This is a genomic window from Streptomyces sp. NBC_01314 (genome assembly GCF_041435215.1).
Lineage (GTDB): Bacteria > Actinomycetota > Actinomycetes > Streptomycetales > Streptomycetaceae > Streptomyces.
Genome location: NZ_CP108394.1, coordinates 6,695,444 through 6,713,914, shown reverse-complemented (window position 1 = coordinate 6,713,914; position 18,471 = coordinate 6,695,444). Strand labels below are relative to the sequence as shown.

The 18,471-nt window shown below is 71.9% G+C and carries 12 protein-coding genes; 4 read left to right on the top strand and 8 right to left on the bottom strand.

Features of this window, described 5'->3' with window-relative positions; translation table 11 throughout:
- Positions 1 to 115 precede the first annotated feature (115 nt).
- Entirely contained in the window at positions 116 to 3,670 is a 3,555-nt protein-coding gene (mfd, locus tag OG622_RS29790) for a transcription-repair coupling factor (RefSeq protein ID WP_371579703.1), read from the bottom strand.
- Between the two features lie 447 nt (positions 3,671 to 4,117).
- On the opposite strand from mfd, the gene OG622_RS29785 reads away from it, so the two are divergent.
- Complete coding sequence (locus tag OG622_RS29785) at positions 4,118 to 5,551, top strand: DUF2079 domain-containing protein (protein WP_371579702.1); 1,434 nt, start codon at positions 4,118 to 4,120, stop codon at positions 5,549 to 5,551.
- A gap of 121 nt (positions 5,552 to 5,672) precedes the next feature.
- Here the strand turns inward: OG622_RS29785 and OG622_RS29780 are convergent, their stop codons facing one another.
- Together OG622_RS29780 and OG622_RS29775 are read right to left on the bottom strand one after the other, a co-directional pair.
- A complete protein-coding gene (locus OG622_RS29780; RefSeq protein ID WP_371579701.1) occupies positions 5,673 to 8,252 on the bottom strand; it encodes an ABC transporter permease in 2,580 nt (859 codons plus the stop codon).
- The gene (locus OG622_RS29775; protein ID WP_371579700.1) at positions 8,249 to 9,037 is read right to left on the bottom strand and encodes an ABC transporter ATP-binding protein; all 789 of its coding nucleotides are present in this window, start codon (positions 9,035 to 9,037) and stop codon (positions 8,249 to 8,251) included. The genes OG622_RS29780 and OG622_RS29775 overlap by 4 nt, the downstream gene beginning before the upstream one ends.
- A gap of 501 nt (positions 9,038 to 9,538) precedes the next feature.
- On the opposite strand from OG622_RS29775, the gene OG622_RS29770 reads away from it, so the two are divergent.
- Complete coding sequence (locus OG622_RS29770) at positions 9,539 to 11,032, top strand: MFS transporter (RefSeq protein WP_371584259.1); 1,494 nt, start codon at positions 9,539 to 9,541, stop codon at positions 11,030 to 11,032.
- A gap of 36 nt (positions 11,033 to 11,068) precedes the next feature.
- Here the strand turns inward: OG622_RS29770 and OG622_RS29765 are convergent, their stop codons facing one another.
- From OG622_RS29765 to OG622_RS29750, 4 genes are all read right to left on the bottom strand, one after another.
- Positions 11,069 to 11,200, bottom strand: a complete 132-nt coding sequence (locus OG622_RS29765; protein WP_371579699.1) for a hypothetical protein — start codon at positions 11,198 to 11,200, stop codon at positions 11,069 to 11,071.
- Positions 11,201 to 11,623: 423 nt separating this feature from the next.
- Entirely contained in the window at positions 11,624 to 12,499 is an 876-nt protein-coding gene (locus OG622_RS29760; RefSeq protein ID WP_371579698.1) for a cellulose-binding protein, read from the bottom strand.
- Between the two features lie 230 nt (positions 12,500 to 12,729).
- Positions 12,730 to 15,516, bottom strand: a complete 2,787-nt coding sequence (locus tag OG622_RS29755; protein WP_371579697.1) for an SUKH-4 family immunity protein — start codon at positions 15,514 to 15,516, stop codon at positions 12,730 to 12,732.
- A gap of 7 nt (positions 15,517 to 15,523) precedes the next feature.
- Positions 15,524 to 16,534 (bottom strand): SMI1/KNR4 family protein, encoded by a 1,011-nt coding sequence (locus tag OG622_RS29750; protein ID WP_371579696.1) that lies wholly within the window; start codon positions 16,532 to 16,534, stop codon positions 15,524 to 15,526.
- A gap of 323 nt (positions 16,535 to 16,857) precedes the next feature.
- Between OG622_RS29750 and OG622_RS29745 the strand changes: the two genes are divergently transcribed.
- Both OG622_RS29745 and OG622_RS29740 read left to right on the top strand, forming a co-directional pair.
- Positions 16,858 to 17,358: a YwqJ-related putative deaminase gene (locus tag OG622_RS29745; RefSeq protein ID WP_371579695.1), complete on the top strand. Its 501-nt coding sequence runs from the start codon at positions 16,858 to 16,860 to the stop codon at positions 17,356 to 17,358.
- Between the two features lie 190 nt (positions 17,359 to 17,548).
- Positions 17,549 to 18,043 (top strand): SUKH-3 domain-containing protein, encoded by a 495-nt coding sequence (locus OG622_RS29740; protein WP_371579694.1) that lies wholly within the window; start codon positions 17,549 to 17,551, stop codon positions 18,041 to 18,043.
- Here the strand turns inward: OG622_RS29740 and OG622_RS29735 are convergent.
- Positions 18,006 to 18,296: a hypothetical protein gene (locus OG622_RS29735; protein ID WP_371579693.1), complete on the bottom strand. Its 291-nt coding sequence runs from the start codon at positions 18,294 to 18,296 to the stop codon at positions 18,006 to 18,008. The genes OG622_RS29740 and OG622_RS29735 overlap by 38 nt on opposite strands.
- Positions 18,297 to 18,471: the final 175 nt, after the last annotated feature.

Genomic DNA, 18,471 nt, shown 5'->3' with positions numbered 1-18,471 from the left:
CGCGGTACGGATGCCGGGTCGTTCCGCAAGCGATCGACAGCCATCGACAGCGACGGAGGGCGGTCGACGGCGATGGACGGCCGGCGCCGGCGACCGGCGAACGTCCCCTACGCCCTCACGAGCCCAGAATCGAAGCCAGGAACTCCCCGGTCCACCCCAGCAGATCCCGGCCGACCAGCGGCTTCCCGCCCACCTTCGCCGTCTTCGGGCGGGGCACCAGCACCTGGTGGGCGGCCGGCTTGATGACCGTCCCCGGGTACAGGCGCTTGAGGCGAAGCTCCTGGGACTCCCGCAGCTCCACCGGGGCGAAGCGGATGTTGGTGCCCTGGAGGACGATGTCACCGACGCCGCAGGCCCGGGCGAGCATGCGCAGGCCGGCGACGAGCAGCAGGTTCTCCACCGGCTCGGGCAACTTGCCGTAGCGGTCGACGAGTTCCTCGCGCACCGCGGCGATGTCTGCCTCGGTGTTGATGGAGGCGATCGCCCGGTACGCCTGCAACCGCAGCCGCTCGCCCGGCGCGTAGTCGTGCGGGACGTGCGCGTCGACCGGCAGCTCGATCCTGACGTCGAGCGGCGGCTCCTCCTCGATCTCCCCGGTCTCCAGCTGACGCCGGTAGTCCGCGACGGCCTCGCCGACCATGCGGACGTACAGGTCGAAGCCGACGCCCGCGATGTGACCGGACTGTTCACCGCCCAGCAGATTGCCCGCGCCCCGGATCTCCAGGTCCTTCATCGCCACGTACATGCCCGCGCCCATCTCCGTGTGCTGGGCGATGGTCGCCAGACGCTCGTGGGCGGTCTCCGTCAGGGGCTTCTCGGGCGGGTACAGGAAGTACGAGTAACCCCGTTCCCGGCCTCGGCCGACCCGGCCCCTCAGCTGGTGCAGCTGCGACAGGCCGAAGGTGTCTCCCCGCTCCACGATCAGCGTGTTCGCGTTCGAGATGTCGATGCCCGACTCCACGATCGTCGTGGAGACGAGGACGTCGAACTTGTTCTCCCAGAAGTCGACGACGACCTGTTCCAGGGCCTGCTCCGACATCTGGCCGTGGGCCGTCGCGATCCGCGCCTCGGGGACGATCTCGCGCAGCCGGGAAGCGGCTCGGTCGATGGACTCCACCCGGTTGTGGATGTAGAAGACCTGGCCCTCGCGGAGCAGTTCGCGGCGGATGGCCGCGCCGATCTGCTTCTCCTCGTACGGGCCGACGAAGGTCAGGACCGGGTGGCGCTCCTCCGGGGGCGTCGTGATCGTCGACATCTCGCGGATGCCGGTCACCGCCATCTCCAGCGTCCTCGGGATCGGTGTCGCGGACATCGTCAGCACGTCCACGTTCGCGCGGAGCTTCTTCAGCTGCTCCTTGTGCTCGACGCCGAAGCGCTGCTCCTCGTCGACGATGACGAGGCCGAGGTCCTTGAACTTGGTCTCGGAGGAGAAGAGGCGGTGGGTGCCGATGACGATGTCGACCGCGCCCTCGCGCAGGCCCTCCAGCGTGCCCTTGGCCTCGGTGTCCGTCTGGAAGCGGGACAGGGCCCGGACGTTCACCGGGAACTGCGAGTACCGCTCGCTGAACGTCCCGAAGTGCTGCTGGACCAGGAGGGTGGTCGGGACCAGCACGGCCACCTGCTTGCCGTCCTGGACGGCCTTGAAGGCGGCCCGGACCGCGATCTCCGTCTTGCCGTAGCCGACGTCGCCGCAGATCAGACGGTCCATGGGGACCGTCTTCTCCATGTCCTCCTTGACCTCGGCGATCGTCGTGAGCTGGTCGGGCGTCTCCGCGTAGGGGAAGGCGTCCTCCAGCTCACGCTGCCAGGGCGTGTCCGCGCCGAACGCGTGACCGGGCGCGGCCATCCGCGCGCTGTAGAGCCTGATGAGGTCGGCGGCGATCTCCTTGACCGCCTTCTTCGCGCGCGCCTTCGTCTTCGTCCAGTCGGCGCCGCCCAGGCGGTGCAGGGTCGGGGCCTCGCCACCGACGTACTTCGTGATCTGTTCGAGCTGGTCCGTCGGGATGTAGAGGCGGTCGCCGGGCTGGCCGCGCTTGGCGGGGGCGTACTCCACGACCAGGTACTCACGGGTCGCGCTCTGCACGGTCCGCTGGACCATCTCGATGTAGCGGCCGACGCCGTGCTGCTCGTGGACGATGTAGTCGCCCGGTTCGAGGGTGAGCGGGTCGATGGTCTTGCGGCGGCGGGCCGGCATCCGGGCGCCGTCCTTGCCGGCCGCCTTCTGGCCGGTGAGGTCGGTCTCGGTGAGGACCGCGAGCTTCAGGGTCGGGTCGATGAAGCCGTAGTCGATCGAGCCGCACGCCACGTGCACGACCGACGGGGAGATCTGCCCCAGCTCGGCCTCCAGACGGGCCGCGATGCCCTCGCCGCCGAGTACCTCGACCGTGCGGGCGGCCGGCCCGTGGGCCTCGGTCACGAACACCGTGCGCCAGCCGTCGGCGAGCCAGCCCTTGGTGTCGGCGAGCGCCTTCGCGGTGTCGCCGCGGTAGGTCTCGGGGGCGTGCATGCCGAGCTTGAGGGTGTCCGCGTCGCCGGCCGCGCCGGCGGATGTGAACGTCTCGTCGGCCGCGAACGGCGACACCGACCACCACAACATGTCCAGCTCACGGGCCCGGTCGCGGACGTCCGCGAGGGACCGCAGGGAGGCCGCGCCGACGTCGATGGGCGCCTCGCCGCCACCGGCGGTCGCCGCCCAGGACGCCTCCAGGAACTCCTGCGAGGTGGCCACCAGGTCCGCCGCCCGCGTCCGCACCCGCTCCGGGTCGCACACGATCGCCATGGCGCCCTTCGGCATGACGTCGATCAGCAGTTCCATGTCGTCGACGAGGACCGGAGCGAGGGATTCCATCCCCTCGACGGCGATGCCCTCGGCGATCTTGTTGAGGAGTTCGCCGAGCTCCGGGTGGCGCTCGGCGAGGGCGCGCGCGCGGGCGCGTACGTCGTCGGTGAGGAGCAGTTCGCGGCAGGGCGGCGCCCACAGACCGTGCTCGGCGACCTCCAGGGAGCGCTGGTCGGCGACCTTGAAGTACCGGATCTCCTCGACGTCGTCGCCCCAGAACTCCACCCGGAGGGGGTGCTCCTCGGTCGGCGGGAAGACGTCCAGGATGCCGCCGCGTACGGCGAACTCGCCGCGCCTCTCGACGAGTTCGACACGGGAGTACGCGGCTGCCGCCAGGGCCTCGACCGTACGGTTCAGGTCGGCCGTGCCGCCCGAGCGCAGGGCGACCGGCTCCAGGTCTCCGAGGCCCTTGACCTGCGGCTGGAGGACGGAGCGGACGGGGGCGACGACGACCGAGACCGGGCCGGTCTCCGGGTCGTCCGGGCGCGGGTGGGTGAGGCGGCGCAGTACGGCGAGGCGGCGGCCGACGGTGTCGCTGCGCGGGCTGAGCCGCTCGTGCGGGAGCGTCTCCCAGGCCGGGTACTCCACGACGCCGTCCGGGGGGAGCAGCGAGCGCAGGGCCGCCGCCAGGTCCTCGGCCTCGCGGCCCGTCGCCGTCACGGCGAGTACGGGGCGGCCGGCGTCCCGGGTGAGGGCGGCCACCGCGAAGGGGCGGGCCGCCGGGGGGCCCACCAGGTCGATGTGGGTGCGGTGGCCGTCGGATGCCGCCCTGATCGCTTCCGCGAGGGGGGCGTCCTTGACTACGGCGTCTAGCAGACCGTGGAGGCTCATTCGGGGCGTTTCCCGTCCGGGTGGGCAAGGTGTGGGGCTACTGGCTTGAGCTGGCTGTCGGGCTGCCGGGGCAACACGAACGCCCGGACTCGTGTGACGGGCCGGGGGTGTCCAGGGTACGACGAGCGGTGCGGGGGGGTGTGGACGACTCTTGTCTCGCCCCCACCGCCCCTACCCGTCCCATCACCAGGGGCGCTGCCCCTTCGACCCCGCTCCCCTGTCCGTTTTTGCGTGCGGGAGCGTCGTGGTTGATCGCGCAGTTCCCCGCGCCCCCGAAAAGCAGTTCCCCGCGCCCCTGAAAACAAGGGGCTTCGCCCCTCCCCTCACCCGCCGCCTAATCTCTTAAGGCACCCCTTGCCCCCTGCCCCCAGCCGAACGTGAGCATCCATGGCACCGACCGCCCCGTCCACGAACCCGTCGACGCCGGCGCTCATACCAGGGCCGGTCATGGCCTCTCTCCCGGCCCGTGACCGGCGCTTTCCGCCCGAGCGGGGCGAGCCGTACGTGCTGGCCGTCGTGCTGTTCGTCGCGTATGCCGCGGTGTCGGTCGGGCGGTACCGGCGGATGGGGACCCGTTCGTACGACCTGGGGATCTTCGAGCAGACAGTGCGGGCGTACGCGCACTTCCAGGCACCGATCGTCGAGCTGAAGGGGCCGGGGTACAGCGTTCTCGGGGATCACTTCAGCCCTGTCACCGTGCTGCTCGCGCCGCTCTACCGCATGTTTCCCTCGTCCGTGACCCTGCTGGTCGCGCAGGCGGCGCTGTTCGCGCTGTCGGCGGTGCCGGTGACCCGGGCGGCGACGCGGATGCTGGGGCGGGCGCGGGGACTCACGCTGGGGGTGGCGTACGGGCTGTCGTGGGGGCTGCAGAACGCCGTGGACTTCGACTTCCACGAGATCTGTTTCGCGGTTCCGCTGATCGCGTTCTCCCTGGAGGCGCTGCTCCGGCGGCGGTGGCGTGCGGCGCTGCTCTGGGGACTGCCTCTGGTGCTGGTCAAGGAGGACCAGGGGCTGACGCTGGCGGTCATCGCGGTCGTCGTCGCGCTACGGGCCCGGCGGCACGGCTCGTCCCGGGTGGTGCCGTACGCCCTCGCGGTCGCGGGGTTCGGCGCGCTCGCCACACTGCTCGCCTTCACCGTGATCATCCCGTCCTTCAACACCGTCGGCGCCTCCGACTACCTGTCGAAGGTCGGCGGCTCGGGCCCCCTCGACGGCGTGGACGTCAAGATCCGCACCGTCCTCTGGCTGCTGATCCCGACCAGCGGACTGCTCGCCCTGCGCTCCCCGATCGTCCTCGCCGTCCTGCCCACCCTGGGCTGGCGGTTCGTCTCCTCCGACCACCACTACTGGGGCACGGCCTGGCACTACAGCGCCGTGCTGATGCCGATCCTCACGCTCGCGCTCGTCGACACGCTCCCGGCCGCCCGCCACAGCTCCCGTCCGTGGCTGCGCGCGTACACGTTCCATCTGCCCGCCGCCGTCCTCGCGGCCTCCCTCGCGCTGACGACCGCGCTGCCGCTGGGCACCCTGACCGAGGCCGACGCCTATCGTGTCCCGGCCGGTGTCAGGGCTGTGGAGAAGCTGCTGGACACCATCCCCGACGGGTCCACCGTCGAGTCCAACATCGGGCCCATCACCCGGCTGACCTCCCGCTGCCGCGTCTTCTGGATCGGCCGGACCAAGGGCCTCGCCCCCGACTACATCGCCTTCGACAACTCCTCGCGCTGGGTGAAGGACGTCCCCGCGTTCGCCCGTCAGCTGCATCCGCGCGACACGTACGTGCTGCGGGGCGTCATCCAGGGCTACGTCCTGCTGAAACGAACGTCCCCGAACACATCCCCGAGTACGTCCCCGAGCACATCCCCGAGCGCATCCTCCTGAGACGGGTGGAGCCCGGCGCCCGGAAGCCTCCGCTTCCCGACGCCGGGCTCTCCCCCGGTTTCCCCCGTGTTCCCCCGTGTCCCCGTTCCCCCGTGCTCAGTGGCCTGTGGCCGGCCGGTGGCTACTCGGTGGCGATCGCGTTCAGGACGTTCATGCGGCCCGCCCGGAACGCCGGCACCAGCGCGGCGAACAGACCCACGAAGGCCGAGCCGATGAAGACGCCGATGATCGTCGGCCAGGGGATGTCGAGGACCTTCAGACCCTCCAGGGCCAGGAGCTGCTGGGCGGTGGCGCCCCAGCCCATGCCCAGCCCCAGGCCGAGGAGCGCGCCGAAGAGGGCGATGACGACCGACTCCAGACGGATCATCCGGCGCAGTTGCCTCCGCGACAGGCCGATCGCGCGCATCAGACCGATCTCGCGCGTCCGCTCGACCACCGACAGGGCCAGTGTGTTCACGACTCCCAGGATCGCGACGATGATCGCCAGGGCGAGCAGGCCGTAGATCATGTTGAGGAGCTGGTCGATCTGGCCCTTCAGGGCCTCCTTGTAGTCGGTCTGGTCGCGGACCTCGTACTGCGGGTAGTCGTGCAGCGCGTCCTTGAGGGACTTGTACGCGGCAGCGTCCTGCCCCTCCTTCGCCGAGGCGAAGAGCATCTGGTCGAGGGGCATCCTGTCGGCGGGGACGTACTTGGCCATCGTGTCGATGGAGGTGTACATGGCCCCGGCGTCGATGACGACGTCGCTGCTGGTGATCGCGCGGACGGTCAGGTCGGCCGTGGAGCCGTCCTTGAAGTCGACGGCGATCTTGGAGCCGAGCTTGATGTCGTGGTCCTTGGCGAACTTGTCGTGGACGGACATCGAGTCGGGCTTGTAGGCGTCCGTCAGCTTCCCCGCGACGACCTCGGTGGCGAGGTCGGTGGCGTAGCTCGGATCGGCGGCGGTGATCGCCGTCTCCTTGAGCGTCTTGCCGTCGGGGGTGGTGAAGTCGGCCTGGGTGTACTTGTACTCGGTGAGGCTCTTGATGCCCTCGGCGGAGCGCGCGGCCTCGACGGCCTGCGGGGTGATCAGCTGGCCGGTGTCGGACTGGATGATGAAGTCCGTGCCGACCGTCTTGTCGAGCTGATCCGTGGCCGAGGCGACCATGGAGGAGCCGACGACGGACAGGCAGGCGACCAGGGCGAGGCCGATCATCAGGGCGGCGCCGGTGGCCCCCGTACGGCGGGGGTTGCGCAGCGCGTTGCGCTCGGCCATCCGGCCGACCGGTCCGAAGGCCCGCAGGACGACCGCGCCCAGCACCCGCACCACCGCGCCGGCGAGCAGCGGGCCGATGACGACGAAGCCGATGAGGGACAGGACGACCCCGCTGCCCAGCCACATCGAGCCCTCGCTCGCCTTGTCGGCGGCGGACGCCAGGTACAGGCAGTAGCCGCCCACGCCGGTCAGGAGGAGGCCGATCACGGCCCGTACGATTCCGGCCTTGGCGTCCAGCGGGGCGCCGGCGTCGCGCAGGGCGGCCATCGGGGAGACCTTGCCGGCACGCCGGGCGGGCACGTACGCGGCGAGGACGGTGACCACGATGCCGAGGAGCAGACCGACCGCCGGGGTGGTCCAGGCGATGGTGAGGTCGTCGGTGGACAGGTTCATGCCGGTGGCGCTCATCAGCTTCATCAGGCCGATGGCGAGGCCGACTCCGCCGGCGACGCCGAGGAGCGAGCCGAAGACGCCCAGGAGCAGCGCCTCGACGAGGACCGACCGGTTGACCTGGCCGCGGCTGGAGCCGATGGCCCGCATCAGGCCGATCTCGCGGGTCCGCTGGGCGACCAGCATCGAGAAGGTGTTGATGATCAGGAAGATGCCGACGAGGAAGGCGATTCCGGCGAAGCCGAGCATCGCGTACTTCATCACGCCCATGAACTCGCCGACGTCCTTGGCGTTGGCGTCCGCGATCTCCTTGGCGGTCTGCACCTTGTAGGTGCCGCCCAGTTCGGCGGAGACGTTCTTCTTCACCTGCGCGTCGGTGAACCCGGCGGCGGCGGTGATGTTGACGTTGGTGTACACGTCGGTCTCGCCGACGAGGGCCTTCTGGGCGGTGGCGGTGTCGAGGTAGAAGATCGCGGCGCCCGGGTTGGTGACCTGGAAATCGGCGATGCCGGAGACCTTCGCCTCGTGCGTGCCGACGGCGCTGATCACGCCGATCTCGTCGCCGAGCTTCAGGTCGTGCTTGTCGGCGGTGTCCGCGTCGACCATGATCTGGTCGGGGCCGCGCGGTGCGTTGCCGGACGAGATCTTCATGGTGCGGGAGTCGTTGGCGTTCCAGTTGCCGACGATGGTCGGGGCGCCGCTGGTGGGCGAGAGGCTGTCCTTGTCGGCGTCGACGACCGTGACCGAGGTCGAGAACACGGTCCCCTCGGCCGACTTCACGCCGTCCGCGCCGCCCACCTTGTCGACGACGGACGCGGGCATGACCGGCGGCCTGCCGTTGTCGGACTGCGTCTCACCGCTGTCCGAGGCGCCCTTGGCGCTGACCGTGACGTCGGAGGAGGTGGCCGCGAACAGCTTGTCGAACGTCGTACCCATCGTGTCGGTGAACACCAGGGTCCCCGTCACGAACGCCACCGACAGCATGACCGCGATGGCCGAGAGCGCCATCCGTCCCTTGTGCGCGAAGAAGTTGCGCAGGGAGGTCTTCATGACGCTCATGACGTACGCCCCCGCGCGTCGAAGTCCTTCATCCGGTCCAGCACGGCGTCGGCGGTCGGCTTCAGCATCTCGTCGACGATGCGGCCGTCGGCCAGGTACAGCACCCGGTCCGCGTACGAGGCTGCCACCGGGTCGTGGGTGACCATCACCATGGTCTGACCCAGCTCGTCGACCGACCTGCGCAGGAAGCCCAGGACCTCGGCGCCGGCCCGCGAGTCCAGGTTGCCGGTCGGCTCGTCACCGAAGATGATCTCCGGCCGGGCGGCCAGCGCCCGGGCCACGGCGACGCGCTGCTGCTGGCCGCCGGAGAGCTGGGTGGGCCGGTGCTTGAGCCGGTCGCTCAGGCCGACGGTGTCGACGACCCGCCCCAGCCACTCCTTGTTCGGCTTCCGCCCGGCGATGTCCATGGGCAGGGTGATGTTCTCTATCGCGTTCAGCGTGGGCAGCAGGTTGTACGCCTGGAAGATGAACCCGATCCGGTCCCGGCGCAACCGCGTGAGCTTCTTGTCCTTGAGACCGGTGATCTCGGTGTCGTCGAGGTAGATCTGACCCGACGTCACGTTGTCGAGTCCGGCGAGGCAGTGCATGAGGGTGGACTTGCCGGACCCCGAGGGGCCCATGATCGCGGTGAACTGTCCCCGCGCGATGTCCACATCCACATGGTCGAGGGCGACGACACGGGTCTCACCGGACCCGTACGCCTTCACGACCTGCCGCGCCCGCGCGGCAACGGCCGTAGTCCCTCCAGTACCCCCGTGCCTGGTGATGGTCACAGCCGATGTCACGGTATGTCTCCTATGTTGCGCAGCGGATGGTTCCACTGCTCAGTGGATGAGCCGTACGAAGCGAGATGCCGTACGGACCGAGTGCTGTACGGACCCGAGTGCCGCACGAAGCGAGGTGCCGAGTCGTACGAGCTGGTGTGCTGATGAGTCTGGTCCCCGAAGGGGGTGCGGCGCCCTGGTGCCCAGCGCAGTCTTCTGCTGGGGAAAACCCCACCCCCACTGCTCCGGTGCACCGCCCCCCAGCGGCGTAAAGCCAGGTTAAGGACGGAAGGCGTCCCGTCTCGTCCTCCGCCGGTACGACCCCTCCCCGAGCCGTAGTGCGGACATCCCCCTAGGGGATATCGCTCTCCGGGAGGAGACTGCCTCGGGGTTCCCGTCCTCCTTGCGGTGCGAGCAGGCTGCACCCTGCCGTGGCGTGAGGGTCAATGGCATGGTGGTCGGCGGCAGATAGGTGCAAGGGGAAGGCATTCCGTGGACGACAATCCGGTGGGCGACAATCCGGTGGGCGACATACGGCCCGCCGTACGCGACTCGCCACAGCACACCGGATCAGGCAGACGAGGGGCCGTCACCGCCGCGCTGATGCTGGCCATGGGGCTGGCCGCGCTGGACTCCACGATCGTCTCGACCGCCGTACCGCAGATCGTCGCCGACCTCGGCGGCTTCTCCGTCTTCTCCTGGCTCTTCTCCGGCTATCTGCTCGCCGTCACTGTCACCCTGCCCGTCTACGGCAAGCTCTCCGACACCTTCGGCCGCAAACCGGTCCTCGTCGTGGGCGCGGTGCTGTTCCTGCTGGGTTCCCTGCTCTGCGCGCTGGCCTGGAACATGGGCTCCCTGATCGCCTTCCGTGTCATCCAGGGCCTGGGCGGCGGGGCGCTGCAGGGCACGGTCCAGACCCTCGCCGCCGACCTCTATCCCCTGGAGGAGCGCCCCAAGATCCAGTCCAAGCTGTCCACGGTGTGGGCGGTGTCGGCGGTGGCCGGCCCCGGGGTGGGCGGCGTCCTCGCCACGTACGCGGACTGGCGCTGGATCTTCCTCATCAACCTGCCGCTCGGCGCGGCCGCGTTGTGGCTGCTGGTCCGTCATCTGCACGAGCCCCGGCGGACGATGACGGAGAGACCGCGTGTCGACTGGGCGGGCGCCCTGACCGTCTTCGCCGCCGGCGGGGCCCTGCTGCTGGCGCTGGTGCAGGGCGGGGTGGCCTGGGACTGGCTCTCCCTGCCCTCGATCACCCTGCTGGGCACGGGAGTCGCCCTGATCGCGCTGCTGGTGCTGATCGAACGCCGGGCGGCCGAACCGATCATTCCCGGCTGGGTGTGGCGCCGCCGCACGATCGCGGCGGTCAACCTGGCGCTCGGCGCGCTGGGCCTGCTGATGATCGCGCCGACGGTCTTCCTCGCGACCTACGCCCAGTCGGTGCTGGGCCTGGCGCCGGTGGCCGCCGGTTTCGTGGTCTCCGTCTGGACGCTGAGCTGGCCGGTGTCGGCGGCCCTCAGCCAGCACGTCTACCGCCGCATCGGCTTCCGGAACACGGCGATGGTAGGCATCGCCGCGGCGGCGGCCCTCCTCTTCGCCTTCCCGTTCCTCCCCTACCCGGGCGAGGCCTGGCAGCCGATGCTGCTGATGCTCCTCCTGGGCGCCGCGCTGGGCCTCTTCCAGCTCCCCCTGATCATCGGCGTCCAGTCGTCGGTGACGTGGGAGGAGCGCGGCACCGCCACGGCCTCGATCCTCTTCTGCCGCCAGACCGGCCAGACCCTGGGCGCGGCGGTCTTCGGCGCGGTCGCGAACGGCGTACTGGCCTCCCGCCTCGGCGGCGCGGGCGACCTCGACGCCGTCACCCACTCCCTCGACGCCGGCACGGCCGCTGAACCAATCCGCCGCGCGGTCGCGGACGCGGTCGACGCCGTCTACCTGGGCGCGGCGTGCGCGGCGACGGTGGCGTTCGTGGTGCTGCTGGTGGTGGCGCCTCGGAGGTTTCCGGTGCTGAAGGGCTGAGGGCCCGCGGGGAAACCCGGCGGGCCCTCCACCCTGTCAGACCGAACGCCCCGCTTCGAGGAACTGCCGGTGGACGAGGTCCAGTAGTGCCGCGTACGCGGTTTGCGAACGGGCGACGGCCTGGTCGCCGTCCGAGACATCGTCACCGAGTCGGTCGATGCGCCCCATCACCGCCAGTTCGCTGCGCTCCAGGATCAGGTCCTTGCTCGACCCGATGACCGACGCTTTCCCGCCACCGTTCCCGTGGACTGAGCGGGAGTGGGTCCGTTCAGCCCGCGCCCTCGTCTACGGCCTCTTCTGGCGCCGCTACACCCGCACGGGCCTCATGTGCACCCTCCTCAGCAGAAGAACAACGCAAGCAGTACGAGGCGGTGGAGGGCTGGATCCTGGCGGGCGCGACGAGGAGGGGCGACTGACAGGGAGGGGTGACGGAAGGGGTAAGGGGTGACGGGAAGGGGCGACTGGTGACGGCCGGGGCGGCTCGGATCTTTTGGGGGCGCGGGGAACTGCGCGACAAGCCCCCACTCACCCGCACCCGAAATCGCGCCCCGACCCGCCCCTGACCGCCCCGACCCGCGCACCGCACCGCACCTAATCCGTAAGCGCAGACAGACTGTCCCGGATGCAGTCCATCTGCGCCCGAACCCCGTCCCACCTCTCCCCATGCTCCCGCAGCACCCTCTCGGTCTCCCGGACCACCCACTCCTCCTGCCGCCGAGCCTCCGCGAGCGCCTCGGCGGCCCGCTCCTCCGCCTCGTCCTGCATCCGCGCCGCGTCGGCCTCCGCGTCCGCGAACCCCTGCTCGGCCTCGGCGAGGGCGGTCTCCGCCCGAGCCGCCCGCTCGGCCTGTCCCGCGTCGAACGCGGCCTCCCGTTCGGCCACGTCCCGCTCGATGCCGGCCACCCGCTCGTCGTACTCCTTGCGGAGTTCGGTGAGCATCGCCTCGGTCCGCTCCCGCATCTCCCGCAGCGCGGCCAGCGACTCGCCCCGCCCCTCCTTCACCACGCGCCGGGCCTCGATCCGCAGATCGTCGGCCTCGGCCCTGGCCGCCAGCAACAGCTGCCGGGCCCGCTCGTCGGCCTCGCCGCGCACCTCGTCGGCGTACGCCTGCGCGTCGTCCCTCAGCCGCTGTCCCGCCTCCTCCGCCTCGTCGACCATCCGCCGGGCCTCGTGGCGCCCGCGCTCCCCGACGGCCGCGGCCTCCTCTTCGCCGAGTGCGAACAGCTGCCGGGCGCCCTCGCCGAGTGCCTCGTACTTCTGTGGGGTCAGCCCGGCGACGGTCTCGCGCAGCAGGGCGAGTTCCGCGTCCATGTCCCGGGCCAGCACGGTCAACCGGGCGGCCCGCTCCCACGCGGCGTCCCGGTCCCGCGAGAGGGCCTCCGTGTCGGCGTCGACCTGGTCGATGCGGTAGCCACGCCGTACGACGTCGAACTCGAAGCCATGGGGTGCCGCCGGTGCGCTGCTCATGCTGGGCCCTCTCCGCCGGACGCACACGAAATGATGATTTCGCGCATATCTTGATGTATCGGGCAGAAGTGTTCATAACGCGACACTCCGTGCGAGGGTCACGGGTGAGACTGCGCACACGGTCGGCGGGCACGGTCGGCGGGCACACGGAAGGGCCCGGCCCGGTCGTGGAAGACCGGGCCGGGCCCTTGCGGCATGCGTGTGGCGCGGCGGGCGTCAGCCGCGACGGATCACAGCAACCCGTCCCACATCTGCTCCAGCAGCACCGACCACCAGCTCTCCGGCGAGGCGAGCGCCGCCGGGTCGAGGGCGGCGAGCTGGGCCTGGAAGTCGAGGGTCCAGCGGCCCGCCTGCTCCTGGTTGAGACCGAACCGCAGTCGCCACATACGGCCGAGGAGGGCCAGGCAGCGCGCGAACTCCGGCAGACCGGTGTTCACGAACTGCGGCGGTACGGGCGCCCCGCCCGGCCCCGCCTCCACCGGCACGGCCACGATGTTCGCCGTGCCGTACTGCACACACAGCGCCTTGCCGAAGTCGCTGCCCATCACCAGGTACGAGCCCGCGTCGGCCGCCGGCTGCACACCCCGCTCCTGCGCCAGCTCCGCGAGCGTCGGCACCGGACGGCCCGGCTGGGCCTGTGCCCAGAAGAACGGGCCCATGTCGGCGGGCAGTCCGGCCACGACCAGCGTGTGCGCCACGATGGGCGGAACACCCTGCCGCGACACCGCCTGCTGGTCGAACCGGAACACTCCCGGCCCGAACGCCGCCGCCAGCTCCTGCCCGATCGCCTCCGGCGGGATCGGCGGCGCCGGCTGCACCGGCTGCAACGGCGCCCGCACCGGCGCGAGCCGTGCCGGACCGTCCGCTACCTGGTGCAACTCGCCCTGATGCGCGATGAGTTGAGCCATGCCCTGCTGCCGGCTCGCATGGTCCTTGCCGTACGGGGCGATGGACGTGATGCGCGCGTTCGGCCACTGCTCACGGATCATCCGCGCGCAGTACGCCCCCGGCAGCTCGCACGACTCCAGCTCCGTGTGCAGCTCCAGCACGGCCTCCGGCGGGATGTTCAGGCCGCGCAGCTCGTGGAAGATCTGCCACTCCGGGTGCGGGGTACCCGGCGCCGAACGCCGGATCACCTGCTGCTCGGAGCCGTCCGGCGCCCGGAACCGCAGCACGGCCTGGTAGCCGGGGCCGACGGTCGGCTGCCCGGTGGGCTGCTGCGGATAGCCGTACGCCGGCGGGGCACCCATCGGCGGACCGACCGGCCCCGGCTGTCCGGGCATCCCGTGGGAAACACCCGGCGGCATCCCGGGCGCACCGGGACCGCCGACCGGCGGCCCGGCCAGCATCGTCTCGGCGTGGTGTACGGGACCGCGCGCACCCGGCTGACCGGGAGCACCGGGGAAACCGGGCTGACCGGGAGCACCGGGCACGCCGGGGGCGCCAGGACCGCCCAGCTGACCCGGAGCGCCGGGAGGACCCGGCGGCTGCGGCGCACCCGGGCCGCCCACCGCGGGCCCGGCCAGCATCGTCGCCGCGTGGTGCATGCCACCCGGAGGGGTGCCCCCGGGCGGATTCGGCACGCCGGGAGCGCCGGGAGCACCGGGCCCACCGGGCTGTCCCGGAGCACCGGGGAGACTCTCCGGCCCGTTCGGGCCGAGGGAGGAGACCAGCTGGGTCGGCACGTACCCGCCCGCCGGGGTGCCCGGGGCGCCGGGACCGGACGGCGGCGGAGGCGTGCCGCCCGGACGGGCGCCCGGTGTCCCCGGGGTGCCGGGCGGGGCCGGAGGCGGCGGCGCACCCGGCCCTCCGCCCCGGCGCGGAGGCGGTGCCGCCTTGCTCGTGGCGGCGTCGGCGATGTCCCCGGCGTGGGGCGCCAGCGGACGGCCCGGCGGCGTACCAGGACCACCGGGACCCTGCGGACCTCCAGCACCCTGCGGACCGCCGGGCCCCTGCGGATAGCCGTACGACGACGCACCGGGCGGCGGAGTCCCCGGACCGTGCGGACCGCCGGGTCCCTGCGGATAGCCGTAGGAGGGCGCACCGGGCGGCGGAGTGCCCGGACCCGACGGCGGTTGCTGTTGCGGAGTGCCCGCGCCGGGGCCGCCCATGGCCGGCGACACGGTCGTCCGGGGAAGTCGGCTGCCGCCGGAGATCAGCGCGGTCTTGGCGTCCGGCAGCGCGTTGGGCGCCGGAGCGTCGTCCTCGTCGCTCACCTCGGACAACTGCCGTGCGAACACCGTCTCCGGCAGGGGGACCGAACGGTCGTCCCCGGCATCGGCGTTGGTGTCCGTGCCGGCCCACGGGGTCGCCCCGGCGGGCACCCCCGGCGCCGCGTCCTGCGGCTCGGTGTTCCTCGGCGGCGGCACCGCGTCCCGTACCTCGTCGTCCGCCGAAGCGGCGGCCGGCCAGGGCGTGGCGTCGGCCGGCGTGGCGGGCACCCCTCGGCCGGTTGAGGGCGACTGCCCCACCGGCCCCGGCAGCGTCTCGGACATCGAACCAGCGCCCCCGGACACCCCGTTGGCGCCCACGGAGCCGGAACCGCCCGTACCGGCGGCGGCAGCAGCCGGACGGGACCCGGCGCCGTCGGACGCACCCGCACCAGAGCCCGCACCCGCGCTCGAACCCGCGCGGTGGTCCGGAATCCCCAGCTTGTCCGCCGCGTCCTGCAACCACTCCGGCGGAGTCAGCAGGAACGACGTCTGGTTCAGATCCACCCGGGCCGGAGGCGCCGGCGCGGCGGCCGGAGCCGCGTCCGTACGGCCGTACTCCTCCTCGAACCGGCGGATCACCTCGCCCACCGCCAGCGACGGCCACAGCGTGGCCTCCCCGCTGTCACGGGCGATGACCAGCCGCTGCGCGCCACCGTCGGAACGCGGGCCGTCCGCCCTGTCCTCGGCCCACACCACAAACCCGAGCTCGAACTCCCGCACCCGCACCTCACGGTGCTGGTAGGCCGGCAGATCGCCGTTGATCCACTCCTCGGCGCGCTCCTGCGCCTGAGCGAAGGTCACCATCGAAAACTCACTCCCCCACCGAGGACGCGGCGGCGCCCGCGGCGACCGGCACGGAACGTGCGAAGCCACCGTCCACCATCAGGTTGGCCACCGTCTCCAATTCCGGCGGATTGCCCGCCAGCCGGGCCAGGAACGCGTCGAAGTCCGCACCGGCGGGGAGCAGCAACCGCTCCACCCGCTCGGCCGGCGGCCACGACGGATCGACGTCACGGGCGTCGTCGTACGCGCAGAACCAGACCGACCCGATCCGGTCGCCCTTGACCTTCACCGCGAGAATCCCGCCCTGCGCGAACGCGACCGCCAGGTAGTCCTTGGTGAGATGGTCCCGCAGGCACTTGTTGACGTACACCAGGTCGTTGACGGCCGCCTCGTCCCGCACCGTGAAGAACGGCTGGTCGATCAGCAGCCCCAGCTCCGCGTCCAGCGCCGCCCCGACGGGGGCGCAGCCGCCCGCCGCCTTCAGGAACGACCGGTACGCGCCCGGCAGCCGGTACCCGAGGTCCTCCTCGACCCCCTGCACCTGCATCTCGGTCACCGCCACCGCCGACGACTTCGGCAGCCCGAAGTGCGCGGGCCGGGTCTCCTGCAACGGCCGCGTGCCCCGCTTGTGCTGGTCCACGCGCGCCGTCGCGATGCCACCGTGATGCCGCAGCAGCGCCTTCACCTCGACCGGCACCAGCTCCAGCCGCCGGCCGCCCGGCGCGTGATGCCACGTCCAGCCGTGCGGCGTCGCCACCGGCGGGATCGTGTCCCACAGCTCGTGCCCCGTCGCGGCCAGCGCCGCGTTCGCGGAGACGTAGTCCGTCAACCGCAGCTCGTCCACCCCGAACCCCTCCGGGGGATCGGCGATCTCCGCCGCGGCGCGCGCATAGGGCGAGAAGTCCGGATAGCCGTGTTCGTCAACACGGACACCTCCCGGATGACGCGCGGCCCGGACCGGGTCCGGAAACTGCACGAGCTGCCCGGCGTAGGCCGCGTTCGGCGGCGCGGCTTGCTGCCCGAGCCGACCTGTCGTCATGGCGGTAGCCCCCTGCGGCGTTCTGGTGTGACCTGTTCTGGCTGCGTTGTCGCTGTCCTACCGCTCTCCGACAGCAGAGAAGACCCCGATATGGCCTGTTCTGCCCGTACTCGATCGCGAGACCGAACGGATCGCGGTTGTCGACAGCCTATGCGGTACGGCGACACCGGTCACCGGGCCTCTGGTTCCGTGACCAGCCGTCACGCCACCCTCACGGAACGCCGAAGCCCGGGCGTGTCGTACCGCCCCAGCTTCCGCACGGGCCACGCCGTTTGGCACTCTGTGTCCGCTGGCGGGGGATGCAACGGGAGGGGATCACGACCATGAGCGCGACGCAGGCGGGGCCTTCGGGCGACCCTCGCATCGGCTGGAGCACCGCGGAACAGCGGCATGCCCCGGCCCTCCTCCACCGCCGTGACGGCATCCTGCCGACCGTGGCCGCCGCCCTCTCGGTGCGCGGCGAGACCCTCACCGGCACCGCCGCACGCGGCGACCATGCCCCGCCCCTGCACGCCCTGGTCCAGGAGTTCCTCGACTCCCTCGCCACCGCGCAGCGCGACCGCTTCACCGGCCGCTGCGCCGAGGCCATCCTCATCTCCCGGCACATCACCGGTGCCGACGCGGCCCGCAGCAGGCGCGCCGCCCGCAGACCCATGTCCAACGGCGAGGCCCGCAAGGTCCTCAAGCAGGCCAAGCTCACCACCCGCCACATCCGCGAGGACGGCGACCCCCTCCACGGCGCCTTCGCCACCCCGTGCCGCTCCTGCACGGCGCTCAGCTCCCACTTCGGCGTCCGCATCGTGGACCCGGCACAGGAGAACTGAGCCGGGACCCGGGCGGCCGTCCCGGCCCAGGAACCCGTCTCCCGGAGATCGCGTCAGAGATTCCAGGGCTCCAGGACTCCGGAACGAGGAGTCCGCCCCGGGATCGCAGGGCCACTGACAAGCCGATGTCCCGGCCCCGTCCCCGACCCGAGTTCAAACCGCCGACGAACCCCCGACGAACAAAGGGCAGATGCACACCGACCGCACCTCCTCCACGCGCTTCTCCGTCCCCGTCGACGCCGCCCTGCGCGCCGCCGGCTGGCAGCCGGGCCGCTGGGACATAAAGCGGGCCGAGATCTGGGCCGACGCCCTCCGCGAGCACGTCTCCCCCGCCGGCCACCGCCACGCGGTCTTCCCGGCGGCGGTCGAGGCCTGGGCCGAGTTCGGCGGGCTCCACCTCACCGCCCAGGGCCCCGGCCGCCGGCTCGCCCCCGCCGACCTGCACCTCGACCCGCTGCACGGCCTCCACATGGCCCGCACCCTCGGCGACCTCGGCCGCGCCCTCGACACCGAGGTCTGCCCCCTCGGCCACGAGACCGGCACCCGCTCCCTCATCGCCATCGACGCCGAGGGCCGCGCCTACGCCCTCGACCACACCGGCGACTGGTACCTCGGCCCCAACATCGACACAGCCCTCACGACCCTGCTCACAGGCACCGACCCAACCCGCCTGACAGCCACCTGAACAGACCTACGCCCGGCGAGCCGCCTTCGACACCCTCACGGCCCTCGGTGTCCTCGGTGTCCTCGATGTTCGCGGTGTTCGCGCGGTCGTCGCCGTCCCCGCGGCACTCGGCATCCTCGGAGTTCTCGAAGTTCTCGCCGCCGTCGCCGTCCCCGCGGCACGCGCCGTCCACGAAGTTCTCGCCGCCGTCGCCGCCCTCATGACCCTCGGCGTCCTCGGTGCTCTCGCCGTCGCCGCCGTCCCCGCGGTCCACGCCGTCCCCCGCCACCCCCGGCGTCCACGTCGGCGCCGCCCCAAACCGGCCTCGCTGCGGGCAGTCGTGCCGCTGGGGCGATGGGGGCACCTCCCGCGCGAGCGCAGCCAAGCGTGGGGGAGGGTGGGCGCAACGGCACCCGGCGAGCGCCGGTGAGTGGAACCCGCCCGCGCCC

Bases quoted from the DNA above. Each gene is read 5' to 3' on its own strand.
- OG622_RS29760 (WP_371579698.1), bottom strand. From the start codon at position 12,499: ATGAGCAGCGCACCGGCGGCACCCCATGGCTTCGAGTTCGACGTCGTA.
- OG622_RS29740 (WP_371579694.1), top strand. From the start codon at position 17,549: ATGCACACCGACCGCACCTCCTCCACGCGCTTCTCCGTCCCCGTCGAC.
- OG622_RS29750 (WP_371579696.1), bottom strand. From the start codon at position 16,534: ATGACGACAGGTCGGCTCGGGCAGCAAGCCGCGCCGCCGAACGCGGCC.
- OG622_RS29755 (WP_371579697.1), bottom strand. From the start codon at position 15,516: ATGGTGACCTTCGCTCAGGCGCAGGAGCGCGCCGAGGAGTGGATCAAC.
- OG622_RS29780 (WP_371579701.1), bottom strand. From the start codon at position 8,252: ATGAGCGTCATGAAGACCTCCCTGCGCAACTTCTTCGCGCACAAGGGA.
- mfd (WP_371579703.1), bottom strand. From the start codon at position 3,670: ATGAGCCTCCACGGTCTGCTAGACGCCGTAGTCAAGGACGCCCCCCTC.
- OG622_RS29765 (WP_371579699.1), bottom strand. From the start codon at position 11,200: ATGGGGCGCATCGACCGACTCGGTGACGATGTCTCGGACGGCGACCAG.
- OG622_RS29785 (WP_371579702.1), top strand. From the start codon at position 4,118: ATGGCCTCTCTCCCGGCCCGTGACCGGCGCTTTCCGCCCGAGCGGGGC.
- OG622_RS29745 (WP_371579695.1), top strand. From the start codon at position 16,858: ATGAGCGCGACGCAGGCGGGGCCTTCGGGCGACCCTCGCATCGGCTGG.